10 protein-coding genes are annotated in these 13,197 nt (G+C 34.6%); 9 read left to right on the forward strand and 1 reads right to left on the reverse strand.

Going from position 1 to position 13,197, the window contains the following annotated elements; all coding sequences use genetic code 11:
* Positions 1-151 precede the first annotated feature (151 nt).
* The 8 genes from NZ698_RS06130 to NZ698_RS06165 all read left to right on the forward strand — a co-directional run bounded on the left by NZ698_RS06130 (position 152) and on the right by NZ698_RS06165 (position 9,152).
* Positions 152-1,273, forward strand: a complete 1,122-nt coding sequence (locus NZ698_RS06130; RefSeq protein ID WP_263002195.1) for an alpha/beta hydrolase — start codon at positions 152-154, stop codon at positions 1,271-1,273.
* Between the two features lie 6 nt (positions 1,274-1,279).
* Positions 1,280-2,695 carry a M17 family metallopeptidase gene (locus NZ698_RS06135; protein WP_263002196.1) on the forward strand — a complete coding sequence of 472 codons (1,416 nt, stop codon included), beginning with the start codon at positions 1,280-1,282 and terminating at the stop codon, positions 2,693-2,695.
* A 140-nt stretch (positions 2,696-2,835) separates the two neighbouring features.
* A complete protein-coding gene (locus NZ698_RS06140; RefSeq protein WP_263002197.1) occupies positions 2,836-4,047 on the forward strand; it encodes an ATP-grasp domain-containing protein in 1,212 nt (403 codons plus the stop codon).
* Between the two features lie 125 nt (positions 4,048-4,172).
* Complete coding sequence (locus NZ698_RS06145) at positions 4,173-4,886, forward strand: alpha/beta hydrolase-fold protein (RefSeq protein ID WP_263002198.1); 714 nt, start codon at positions 4,173-4,175, stop codon at positions 4,884-4,886.
* A 42-nt stretch (positions 4,887-4,928) separates the two neighbouring features.
* Positions 4,929-5,882, forward strand: a complete 954-nt coding sequence (locus NZ698_RS06150) for an ATP-grasp domain-containing protein (protein ID WP_263002199.1) — start codon at positions 4,929-4,931, stop codon at positions 5,880-5,882.
* A gap of 24 nt (positions 5,883-5,906) precedes the next feature.
* The gene (locus tag NZ698_RS06155) at positions 5,907-7,025 is read left to right on the forward strand and encodes a carboxylate-amine ligase (protein WP_263002200.1); all 1,119 of its coding nucleotides are present in this window, start codon (positions 5,907-5,909) and stop codon (positions 7,023-7,025) included.
* Positions 7,026-7,058: 33 nt separating this feature from the next.
* Complete coding sequence (locus NZ698_RS06160; protein ID WP_263002201.1) at positions 7,059-7,892, forward strand: type 1 glutamine amidotransferase; 834 nt, start codon at positions 7,059-7,061, stop codon at positions 7,890-7,892.
* Positions 7,893-7,967: 75 nt separating this feature from the next.
* A complete protein-coding gene (locus NZ698_RS06165) occupies positions 7,968-9,152 on the forward strand; it encodes a hypothetical protein (RefSeq protein WP_263002202.1) in 1,185 nt (394 codons plus the stop codon).
* 282 nt (positions 9,153-9,434) lie between these two features.
* On the opposite strand, the gene cphA is transcribed toward NZ698_RS06165, so the two are convergent.
* Positions 9,435-12,062, reverse strand: coding sequence for a cyanophycin synthetase (gene cphA, locus NZ698_RS06170; protein WP_263002203.1), 2,628 nt, complete (start codon positions 12,060-12,062; stop codon positions 9,435-9,437).
* A gap of 197 nt (positions 12,063-12,259) precedes the next feature.
* Here cphA and NZ698_RS06175 point away from each other — a divergent pair, with 197 nt between their 5' ends.
* A complete protein-coding gene (locus NZ698_RS06175; RefSeq protein WP_263002204.1) occupies positions 12,260-13,144 on the forward strand; it encodes a cyanophycinase in 885 nt (294 codons plus the stop codon).
* Positions 13,145-13,197: the final 53 nt, after the last annotated feature.

Below are 13,197 nucleotides of genomic sequence, written 5' to 3' on the forward strand. Positions count from 1 at the left end.
AAATGGTTTGTCTGCAAGTTGCGATGACTATCAAATATATAAATTTTTCCTGTGTAAAACTCAGTTTTTTATTAATTTTAAATAACTTATATAAAAAGATTTTTTATACTTTTATCGGTTTAATTGAATTACCTATTTATTAAACACAAATATGAAGTTTACACTTTACACAGAGGAAGCAGATGAAAGACCGATATTCATAACCGGAAACTTCAATATCTGGAATCCTAAAGATCTCCGTTTTCAGCTTGCACAAATCGATCCAAACAATTACTACATCGACATATCTGATGAATTTTTACCTGAAATTATTGAATTTAAATTCACAAAAGGGGGTTGGGAAAATGTAGAGCTCGACAAATATGGAAGTATAACCCCGAATAAAAAAGTTCAGAAGTCAGAAGGTACTTTTTCGCATACCGTAGAAAAATGGAGATTCAATTGGGGACCGTTTAAGCAGGAATTTTTTCCAATTGTGGAGATTATTTCAGAAGAATTTTACATTCCTCAGCTTGAAAGACACCGTAAAGTCTGGGCACTTTTACCTTATGATTATTATGTTTCAGACAAAAAATATCCTGTACTCTATCTACAGGATGCTCAGAATTTATTCAACGAAGGAAGTCCCTATGGAAACTGGGAAATCGATAAAAAGCTTTCAATCCTTGCGGAATATGGTCGTGGCGATGTGATTATTATTGCCATTGAACACGGAAGTGAAGAAAGAATCAAAGAATATATTTTTGATAATGACAATGTTGCGAATGGTTCCGAAGGGAAAAAATACATTCGTTTTATTACAGACACTTTAAAACCTTTTGTTGACGAACATTACCGCACCAAAAGAGATCGTGATAACACCGGAATCGGAGGAAGTTCTTTGGGAGCTTTAATCAGTATTTACAGCGGATTTTTGTATCCGGAAGTTTATTCAAAATTATTAATTTTCTCTCCGTCACTTTGGGTTGAGCCAAATAACAATTTCCCGATGATGAGTTTCAGAGTTCCTTTTAAAACTAAAATTTATCTCTACGGCGGTGAACAGGAAGGTTCGAAAATGGTGAAAAGAATTCAGGTTTTTGAAAATTATCTGAAAAGATGGGAAAAGAAAAACCTTTTTGATTTTGAATTTAAAACCAACATCAATCCTGAAGGTTCTCACAGCGAATTTTACTGGTCACAGGAATTTCCGAGAGCAATCGAATGGTTATTTTACAACAATACAGAAAATCCTGTGGAAGTTACGCCACATCAGGACACTATAGAAAACTAAAATATTATGAAACTATTAAATAAAAGAAATAAAAATTACGCTCAAATTTTCGAACTATTCACAGAAGAATCTTGGTCGGAAAACAGCAAAAAATACAATAAAAATATCTCTCTCCTCTTTTCAGGAAAGAAAAATGAGATTTTCGTAGATGCCAAAGAAGAAACCGTTACTTATTTTATCGGACTTGGAAAATCAAACCTGCAAAATTTTGAATTTCAACAAGTTGCCATGAAATTTTCTCAAAGTCAAAAGAAAAACTTTCAGGAAGTTTCTACTTTAATTTTAGCAGATTTTATTAATGAAAAACAATTTGAAGAATTTGTAAAAGGACTTTTCCTTGGGACATACAATTATCCTTTTGAGAAAAATCATATATTCTGGAATGATAAATTTGAATTCCATTTTGGTAATTTAAGTCAGAAAAAATTAGACAATATTATCAGCAGAGCCGATGCACTTTGCGAAGGACAAACCGCTTGTCAGGATTGGCTCAACAAACCCGCCAATTTAAAAAGACCCGATGCCGTTAATGCTTATCTGAAAAATTTAGCTAAAAAAAATGAACTGAAATATACCGTTTTCAATAGAAAAAAATGTGAGGAATTAGGTTTAGGAGCTTTCCTTTCTGTGAATCAGGGAAGTGCTTACGATGCTGCTTTTACCATTTTAGAATATAAAACAACAGTTAAAAATGCAAAGACTTTTGGTTTGGTAGGAAAATGTGTGTTGTTTGATACTGGTGGAATTTCTATCAAGGCTTCTGACAATATGCATTACATGAAATCTGACATGGGAGGAGCAACAGCAGTGATTGGCGCTTTAATTTATGCTTCACAAATGAAATTACCTGTTAATATCACAGCTATTTTACCAATTACAGATAACGCAGTTTCCGAAAATGCCTATTTACCGAGCGATGTCATTACAGCTTACAATGGCAAAACAATAGAAGTTTTGAATACCGATGCAGAAGGTAGAATGACTTTGGCAGACGGACTTTCCTATCTATCTAAAAATTATAAGACTGATATTTTAATTGATTTGGCAACATTAACAGGGAGTTCAGTAAGAATGTTCGGTGATACTTGTGGTGCTATGTTTTCAAATAACGAACAACTGAAAAATCTTTTGATACAAACAGGTGATAAAACCAATCAGAGAGTTTGGAATTTACCTCTATGGGATATCTGGAAAGATGATTTTAAATCTGATGTGGCTGATTTTAAAAATATCTCAATGAAACCAATCGGGGACTGCATTATTGCAGCAAAATTTTTAGAAGAATTCATCGACGGGCACAGCAACTGGGCACACTTAGATATTGCCGGAGTAGCCTTTGGAAATGTAGGATATGCAAAAGATAAAGCTGCAACAGGTTATGGTGTACAATTATTAGCCGATTTAATTGAAAATTATCACTAAAAATTAGTTTATTTCAAAAAATCTCTGTATAATTGATTAGTGATTTTCAAATACGCATCGAATATTGATTTTTAACATTAAAACATCAATAAAAAATTGCTTTTATTTTTGAATATTCATTAAAATTTAAAAAACATTATATGGAGGAGAAAACTATTGTATGCATTTCGTGCTATTACAAAGGTTATGATTTTATGGATGAGATGAAGAAACTCGGAAATAAAGTAATCTTGGTAACATCTGAAAATCTCAAAGAAAAAAATTGGCCATGGCATACCATTGATGAGGTTTTCTATATGCCCGAAATGAAACCATCTGTCTGGAATCTTGATCATCTTGTACAGGGATTTTCACATTTGATGAAAACCCGAAAAGTTGATGCTGTAATTGCGTTGGATGATTACGATGTAGAAAAAGCTGCATTGATTCGCGAAACATTCCGTATTCCCGGAATGGGACAGACAACACACCGTTACTTCAGAGATAAACTGGCAATGCGCCAAAAAGCTAAAGATTCGGGGATCAATGTTCCTGAATTCACTGCGGTATTCAACGATCAGGAAGTAGAAAATTTCACGAATAAAGTTCCGGCACCCTGGGTTTTGAAACCAAGATCAGAGGCTTCTGCATCAGGAATTAAAAAACTGAAAACCAAAGAAGAACTTTGGGAAGCTTTAGAAAAGTTAGGCGAAGAACGTCATCTTTTTCTCTTGGAAAGCTTTAAACCGGGAGACGTTTATCACGTTGACAGTCTCACTTTTAATAAAAAAATTGTTTTTACATCAGCTTCAAAATATCTCGCTCCACCAATGGAAGTTTCGCATGAAGGCGGTGTTTTCAGAACTAAAACATTAGGAAGATATTCTGAAGAATTTATTGCACTTGACGAAGCCAATTCTAAGGTTTTAATGAATTTTGGATTGATGAACGGTGCTACTCACACAGAATTTATCCGAGGAAAAGAAGATGGAAAATGGTATTTCCTTGAAACTTCTTCAAGAGTTGGTGGTGCGCACATTCCTGATTTGGTGGAAGCTTCCAGCAACATCAACATTTGGCGTGAATGGGCGAAAATTGAAGATGCACTTCTCCGAGGAAAAAACTACGAAGTTTCTAAACCTACAGGATATTATTCAGGATTAATCGTTGCTTTAATTAAAGATAAAGAACCGGATTATAATCAATTTGAATGTGAAGAAGTTGTAAAATTTCTTCCGATCGATTATCATGTAGGAATTGTTTACAAATCGAAAGATTCCGAGAAAGTAGTAGAAAGATTAGATCATGCTGCGGAAAAAATTCATGCACATCTTCTCAATATTATTCCTCCGAAAGAAAAACCGACTGCGTAACGATTAGTTATTATGAAATTAATTGAAATCCAAAGACTTATTAATTTGAAATGAATTAATTTGGAGTTTGGCAGTTATTAATTTAGATTCGATTTTAAAATTTAAAAACTAAAAATCTATAGTACATGCAACATATAGAACACACAGACTATTACTCACATATATTAGGAATTAGCCTTAAAGTTGAAGTTACGGGACATTTCGGATATCCGATCATCATGTTTCCGACTTCACAGGGACAATATACTCAAAACCATGATTTTCATCTCAACAGCAGTATCGATTGGTTTGTTGAACAGGGAAAAGTAAAATTATACAACATTCAGACGATTGATGCGTGGACTTTTTATGATGATAAAATTTCACCACAACAACGAATTAGAAATTACGAAAAATATGTACAGTTTCTGATTCAGGAATTTGTACCATACATCCAAAAACTTCACGGTACTCATCGTGTAGCGGTTGCAGGAGCAAGCTTCGGAGGTTATCATGCATCAAATTTTGCATTTAGATTTCCGGACGTAGTTTCTCATTTGTTTTCACTTTCAGGGGCTTTCAGCATTAGAAATTTCATGGATGGAATTTCTGACGAGCTGGTTTATTACAACTGTCCGAGAGAATTTGTAAAAAACGATGAAGCCTGGAAATACAAACATATGCATATTGTTCTCAGCACTTCAGACGAAGATATTTGTAAGGATAAAAACATAGAAATGGCAGAAATTCTCCGCGCAAAAGGAATCGATTTCTGGTATGATGAAAAAAGATGGATCAACCACGACTGGCCTCTTTGGAGAATGGCATTCCCAACTTTTATCGGAACATTCTTTTCTTAAAATTAAAACTATTTAAAATATTAAAACATTAAAAAACAAATTATGGCAAAAAAAGTAGGAATTTTATTTGGTATGGAAGACACGTTTCCGTGGGCATTTATTGATAAAGTAAACGAACTTGGAAAAGGAGAAATTGTTGCAGAAGCGGTAACAATCGATAAATTAGAGCAAGGTTCAGATTACGGTTATGCCGTAATTATTGACAGAATTTCTCAGGACGTACCTTTTTACAGAGCTTATCTTAAAAACGCAGCATTGAACGGAACGTATGTCATCAACAACCCATTCTGGTGGAGCGCAGATGAAAAGTTTTTCAATAATGCATTAATGTCTAAACTCGGAATTCCATTACCTAATACAGTTTTGCTGCCTTCATACGAGAGACCTACCGATACTTCGGAAACATCATTCAGAAACCTGAAATTTCCTCACGATTGGGATTATATTTTCAATTACGTTGGTTTTCCTGCTTATATGAAACCTCATGATGGTGGTGGCTGGAAAAGCGTTTACAGAGTTGAAAGTCCGGAAGATCTTTGGGATAAATTGTCTGAAACAGAGCAGTTGGTAATGATGGTACAGGAAGAAATTGTATTCCAGGATTATTACAGAGTATATTGTTTAGGTAAAAAATATGTTCATATCATGCCTTACGAACCAAGAAATCCGCACCATTTGAGATATGCAACGACGCATCAGACTGAAGGGAAAGATTTAGAAAAATTGTTAAAAGTGATTCATGACTATACGATTAAAATGAATGAAGCTTTAGGATATGATTTCAACACCGTAGAATTTGCCGTGAGAGACGGAATTCCTTATGCAATTGACTTCTGTAATCCTGCGCCGGATGCAGACAGAAACTCTGTAGGTGAAGAAAACTTCGCTTGGATTGTTGAGCATTCTGCAAAATTGGCGATCGAAAAAGCTAAAGAATACGTTCCGGGAAAACAAAATATCTCTTGGGGAACTTTCGTGAAAGATTCAGTAAAATAAAACCATACAAAACACAAATTAAAAATGCATCAGTTTACTATTGGGATTGAAGAGGAATATCAAATCATCGATTTAGAAAGCAGAGATTTGGTTTCTCATGTTTCAAAAATCATTGAAGGCGGAAAAGCTGTTTTGAGTGAAAACTTAAAGCACGAAATGCACGAATCAATGATTGAAATGGAAACAGGAATCTGCCAAAACATTCAGGAAGCACAGGCTGAACTGACAAATCTGAGAAGACACCTTATCAATACAGCTCACGAACAGGGACTTCGCGTTTCAGGAGGCGGAACACACCCTTTCTCAAATTGGGAACACAATACGATTACCAACGGTGAGCGTTACAACAAAATTGTAGATGATATGGGCGACGTTGCCCGTGGAAATCTAATTTTTGGTCTTCATGTTCACATCGGAATTCCGAATCGTGAAGAAGGGGTGAGAATTCAGAATGTGATGCGCTATTTTCTGCCGCACGTTTATGCACTCTCAGTAAATTCACCGTTTTGGATTGGTAGAAACACAGGATTCAGATCTTACAGACAGGAAATTTTTGTAAAGTTTCCAAGAACGGGAATTCCTAGTTATTTTAATTCTTTAGCAGAATTTGACAGCTACGTTGATCTTTTGGTGAAGACCGGAACAATCGATAATGCTAAAAAAATATGGTGGGATTTACGTGTTCACCCATTCTACCCTACTATTGAATTCAGAATTTGCGATATGCCATTAAGAATCGAAGAAACGGTTTGTCTGGCGGCAATTATGCAGAGTTTAGTAGCTAAAATTTACAAATTGCATCAGCAAAATTTAAGTTTCAGAAGCTACAGAAGATTATTGCTTAATGAAAATAAATGGCGCGCTTCTAGAGACGGAATTCACTCTCAATTAATTGATTTTGGTAAGGAAGAATCTGTACCTTATCCTGATTTATTGAAAGAATTGCTAGAGTTTATCGATGATGTTGTAGACGAGCTAGGATGCAGAAAAGAAGTCGAATATGCTTGGAAAATTCTAGAAAACGGAACCGGTGCAGACAGACAACTTGCGGTGTACAAAGAGACCGGAGATCTGAAGAAAGTCGTTGATTACATGATCTCTGAGACAGAATATGGTATTACACACAGCCAGCCAACTTCATAATATTTTTAATAACTTTGCATAAAATATGAAGTTATGAGAGATGTAAGAATTGCATTGCTTGACATGAATAATAATCATGTAAATCAGGGATTCAAAAATATTAAAGAGATTTCTGAGGCTTTCAAGCAGCAGTCTGAAGAGAATATCAGTATCGAGGTTTTTGATGTAAGATTTAAAAATGAAATTCCGAATATAGAAGATTTTGACATCTTCATTTCATCCGGAGGTCCGGGAAATCCGCATCGTGAAGGGTTTGAATGGGAAGAAAAATTTGCGAATTTTTTAGATTCAGTTTATCAGCATAATAAGGAAAGTGAGGCGAAAAAATATTTATTTTTAATTTGCCATTCGTTTCAGTTAGCAAGCATTCATTGGGAATTAGGAAATGTCTGTAAAAGAAATTCTTATTCTTTTGGTGTAATGCCTGTGCATAAAACTGAAGATGGTGATCAGGAATTTTTATTTAAAAATCTTCCGGAACCATTTTATGCAGTAGATTCAAGAGCTTATCAGTTTATCGAACCTAATGTTGATCGTTTTGAAGAATTAGGAATGAAAATCGTAGCAATTGAGAAATTTCGTCCGCATGTGAATTTCGAAAGAGCAGTGATGGCGATTCGTTTTTCAGATGAGATTTTCGGAACTCAGTTTCACCCTGAAGCAAATCCTGAAGGTATGATCGAAAATCTGAAAGATGAAAAGAACAAAACTGCCATGATCGAAAATTTCGGAATGGAAAAATATCTTGAAACGATTGACAGAATGGATGATGAAGATAAAATTGTTCTTACTCAGGCACAAATTCTTCCAAGATTTTTGAGACTAGCAAAAAAAAACATTTTGAAAGAGATTGAAGCGATGGCCTAAATCTTATTAAAATAAAAACTATCAATAAAAATCGAGCACAACTGCTCGATTTTTTAAATCACAAAAGAAAAAAACATGATTCCAAAATACAGAAAGCAGTTTAATCAGGAGTTTAGTCAGGAAAAATATGAACGTTTTAAAGAAATTTTAAAAGAAAAAAGCGGATTATCAGCTTCTTTCAGGCTTTCCGAAAGTCCTATGTTTCTTACCAATGAATTTAAAGACAAACTGATTGATGCAAGTGAAAGCATTATTGATCAAATTAAAGCTTTACCTGAAGGCACTTTAGAAAAAGCCATTCCGGAAAATTGTAAAGTTCCTAATGATACAAAACAACCACATTTTTTCACGATTGATTTTGGAATCTGCAGAGGTGAAGATGGCGCTATAGAACCCCAATTAATTGAATTGCAAGCTTTCCCTTCATTGTACGCTTTTCAGAAAGTTTTTGAGGAAACATTCTCCGAAGTTTATCCTTTTTTAAATGAAATTAAAAGCAAGATGCCTCATGAAGAATTTCAAAATTATTTGAAAGAACTCATTGTTGGTGAAGAAAATCCTGAAAATGTTATCTTACTTGAAATTTTCCCTGAAAAACAAAAAACTGCAATTGATTTTGCTTTAACTGAAAAATTATTAGGAATAAAAACAGTCTGTCTTACGAAAGTAAAAAAAGAAGAAAAAAAATTATTTTACGAAAATGATGGTAAAAAAATTCAGATCAACAGGATTTACAACCGTGTCATTTTTGATGAATTAGATAGAATTCCTGATCTTGAGTTTGAATTTGATTTCCGAGAAGATGCCGACGTAAAATGGATCACCCATCCAAATTGGTTTTTTAAAATTTCAAAATTCCTTTTACCGATGCTGAAGCATCAATTCGTTCCTAAAAGTTATTTTTTACATGAATTTCCGGAAAGTGAAAATCTTGAAAATTTCGTATTGAAACCTTTATTTTCTTTTGCAGGAAGCGGAGTGAATTTAAATCCGACGATAGAAATTACAGATACCATTGAAGATAAAGAAAACTATATTTTGCAAAGAAAAGTAATTTATGAACCCATTTTTGAAGATATTAACGGTGAATTTTCAAAAGCTGAAATCCGTTTACTTTATATTTGGAGAGAAAATGATGAGCGTCCTATTCTTCTGGAAAATCTAGGTAGAATGACCAAGGCTGCGATGGTAAATGTAGATTTTAATAAGAAAGATGCCATCTGGATTGGAAGTTCCAATGCTTTTTTTGCAGAAGAATAATTTAATACAATTGTAGCTTATGGACTTTGGTTTGAACAAAAATGGGCGGCACGAGCCGCAATAGTCGATGCAATTATTGGTATTGCAGTTTGTATAATCATGATGGTTGTTATTCCGTTTACAGTTCCGAATATCAATTTCACTATAAGATTAGAATTGATTCCTCTTTATTTATATTTATTAAAAATGCAGAAGATAAAATCTATTTGGGAAAATTTATAAGTAAAAAAACCTCAGAAATATTTTCTGAGGTTTTTCTTTTTCTATGATATTGAATTTTAATTAAGTTCTATCATCCTCAAGCAATTCTCTTGCTTGATATTCCTGTACCAGATCAATTGCATTAGAAATGACATCACTTAAAGCAGTAATAAATGTACCTTCTTCTGCCATTCCCATTGCGTGTTTTAGAGCTTCTATTTCTTTAGGAATCGTTTCGTAGCTCACATTTCTGCCTGAAGCCTGCATTCCGTCGATAATTAATCCGTTGATTTCTTCTTCAGTTCTTCCACGAAGATGCTTTTCGTTACGAATAATGATATGATCAAACATTCTTCCTGCGATCTTTCCGCATAATCTGATATCTTCATCTCTACGGTCTCCAACTCCTGAAATAATACCGATTTTCTTTGTAGATTCTACATTTTTAAGATAATCTTCAATCGCTTCGTATCCTGCAGGATTGTGGGCAAAATCTATTAAAACCTTAAAGTTTTTAAATTTAAAGATATTCAGTCTTCCTGGCGTAAGTTGAGCACTTGGAATAAATGTTCTCAGAGAATTTGAAATATCTTCGATTCCAAAACCTTGAAGATAACACGCCAAACTTGCCGCCAAAACATTATCTATCATGAATTTTGCCTTTCCTTCCATTGTTATCGGGAAGTCTTTGGCTTTTCCGATTCTGATTTTCCAGTCGCCCTTTTTGATCGTCACGTAACCTTCTTCATAAACACATGTGATACGTCCTTCTTTTGCGAATTTCTTGATGTGTTCGTTATTTTCATCTAAACTGAAGATTGCAACGTTACTTGGCAAATCATTGATGATTCTCATTGAATACTCATCCTGTGCATTCAAAACACTCCATCCGTTTTTCTTTACGCTGTCGAGCACTACTCTTTTAACTTTCGTCAAATCTTTCAGGCTGTGAATATCATTTAAACCTAAATGATCTTCTTTAATATTGGTTAAAACTCCAATATCACATTGAGAAAATCCCAAACCGGAACGAAGGATTCCGCCTCTCGCAGTTTCCAGAACTGCAAATTCTACGGTAGGATCTTTTAGTATAAATTCAGCAGAAATAGGACCTGTAGTGTCACCTTTTGTCAGCATTGTATTTTGTATGTAAATACCGTCTGAAGTAGTAAAACCAACTCTGTATCCGTTATTTTTAACGATGTGAGAAATCAGTCTCGTTGTTGTTGTTTTACCGTTAGTTCCCGTTACTGCAATGATTGGAATGGTAAACTGTTTTCCTTGAGGATACAACATATCTACAACCGGTGCAGCAACGTTTCTCGGAAGACCTTCACTTGGAGCCAAGTGCATTCTGAAACCTGGAGCAGCATTCACTTCAATGATCGCTCCACCACTTTCTTTTAAAGGCTGAGTGAGGTTTTCTGCCATAATATCAATTCCGCAAACATCTAAACCGATGATTTTTGAAATTCTTTCTGCCATTGTGATGTTTTCGGGGTGCACCATATCGGTAACATCAATCGAAGTACCACCTGTTGACAAATTTGCCGTCGATTTTAAATAAACAACTTCTCCTTTTTGAGGAACTGATGACAATGTGTAATGAAGCTTATCCAGCAATTCTGTAGTGTCTTTATCAATACTAATTTCGGTAAGCACATTTTCATGACCGTAACCTCTTCTCGGATCCTCATTTTCTTTATCAATTAATTGCTGAAGATTCATTTCACCATCACCAACAACGTGTGCAGGAACTCTTCTTGCAGCGGCAACCATCTTATTATTAATCACCAAAACACGGAAATCATAACCTGTAATGTATTTTTCAACAATTACTTTGTTTGAATATTTCTGAGCGTGTTCCAAACCAATTTTGGCAACTTCCCAATCGTTAACATTGATAGATGAACCTTTTCCATGATTTCCGTCTAGTGGTTTAATCACGATGGGGTATCCAATTTTTTCAATAACGCTTTGAAGCTGCTCTTCATTTGTAATCAAGTCACCAGTAGGAACCGGAATTGCAGCATCATGCAGCATTCTTTTCGTGAGTTCTTTATTACAGGCAATATCTACAGCAATAGAACTTGTATTTCCTGTAATTGTAGCCTGAAATCTTTGTTGATTAACACCGTAACCTAACTGCACTAAAGAGTTGCTTCCCAATCTGATCCAAGGAATTTTTCTTGAAACCGCTTCTTCTACAATACTTCCTGTTGACGGACCTAAACGTACACGTTCTCTGATTTCTCTCAATCTTTGAATACAGGCATTGATATCATACTCATCGCCGTTTATCAAAGCATGGGCTATTTCTACAGCTTGTTCGGCTGCGTAGATTCCTGTATTTTCTTCAATATAATCAAATACGACATTGTAAATACCCGGAGATTTTGTTTCACGCGTTCTGCCAAAACCACATTCCATTCCTGCAAGTGTCTGAATTTCCAAAGCGATATGCTCTATAACGTGTCCCATCCAGGTTCCAGTTTCTACACGGTGAAAAAAACCACCATGAGTACCTTCGGAACATCTGTGAGTGATCAGTGAAGGAATTAGTTTTTCTATTCTTTCACGGAAGCCTTCAATTTTATTGGTAGGAAAATTCTCCATCTCTTCAAGATCCAAACGCATCTGTATCAACTTCTTTCTTCTAATACTCCAAATATTAGGACCCCTCAAAGCTTGTATCTTCTCAATTTTCATAGTTTAGTGACGAAATTTATATTAATAAAATTTTCTTTTAAAATCAAAGATAATGTAAAACCTTAAAAAAAACCACAGACTCGTTAAAGATTTATTAAAAAACTTTAAAATTTGTAATCAATTTAAAATCAAATCAAATGCATTAAAACTCCTTTGAAATTTTCTTAACAATTAATAATTTTCTAACTTTGCCAGCTATGAAACCTGTTGGAAAATTAATTATTATCGGGGGAGCTGTTAATAAAGGCAGTTTTTCAGAAACCGATTACGATCAAAACATTGAAAAAAATCTTAACTTTTTTGAAAGAGGAATTCTACGAAAGATCATTACAGAGTCAAAAAACAAAGAAAACTCAATCATTGAAGTAATCACAACTGCATCACAAATCCCTCAAATTGTAGGCGCAGAATACAAAAAAGCTTTTGAATTTTTAGGAGCAAAAAATGTAAACATTCTTGATATTCACAATCGTGAAGAAGCAAATTCTGACGCCATCGTTGCAAGAGCAAACGCAGCAGATGTTGTCATGTTTACCGGTGGAGATCAGCTGAGATTAACATCTATTCTTGGTGGAACAAGATTTCACGATACCATTTTGCTTAAATATCAGGAGCAGGATTTCATCTACTCCGGAACTTCTGCGGGTGCTGCTGCAGCTTCTGAAAATATGATTTATCAGGGAAGCAGCTCCGAAGCACTTTTAAAGGGAGAAATAAAAACTACACAAGGATTAGGCTTGATCGATAATGTAATCGTTGATACACATTTTGTACAAAGGGGCAGAATTGGTCGACTTTTTCAGGCTGTTGTTAATAATCCGAGAACACTAGGAATTGGTCTGGGTGAAGACACCGGACTTTTCATTCATAATGACACGATGACTGCGGTAGGTTCCGGATTGGTGATTATTGTTGACGGAAGATTTATAAAAGACACGAATCTTACTAATATTAATTTGGGCGAACCAATTTCCATTGATAATCTGACCGTTCACGTAATGTCTATGAATGACCATTACGATTTAACGACGAGAAAACTCACGATAGAAAATTCTCAGTTTAATCCTATACCTCAAACATAAAGTATAAAGTGAAGATTTCTTCACTTTTTTTATATATTTAAAAGCAAATTAAC

The sequence above is a fragment of the Chryseobacterium edaphi genome, from assembly GCF_025628985.1.
In the GTDB taxonomy this organism is placed as follows: Bacteria; Bacteroidota; Bacteroidia; order Flavobacteriales; family Weeksellaceae; genus Chryseobacterium; species Chryseobacterium edaphi.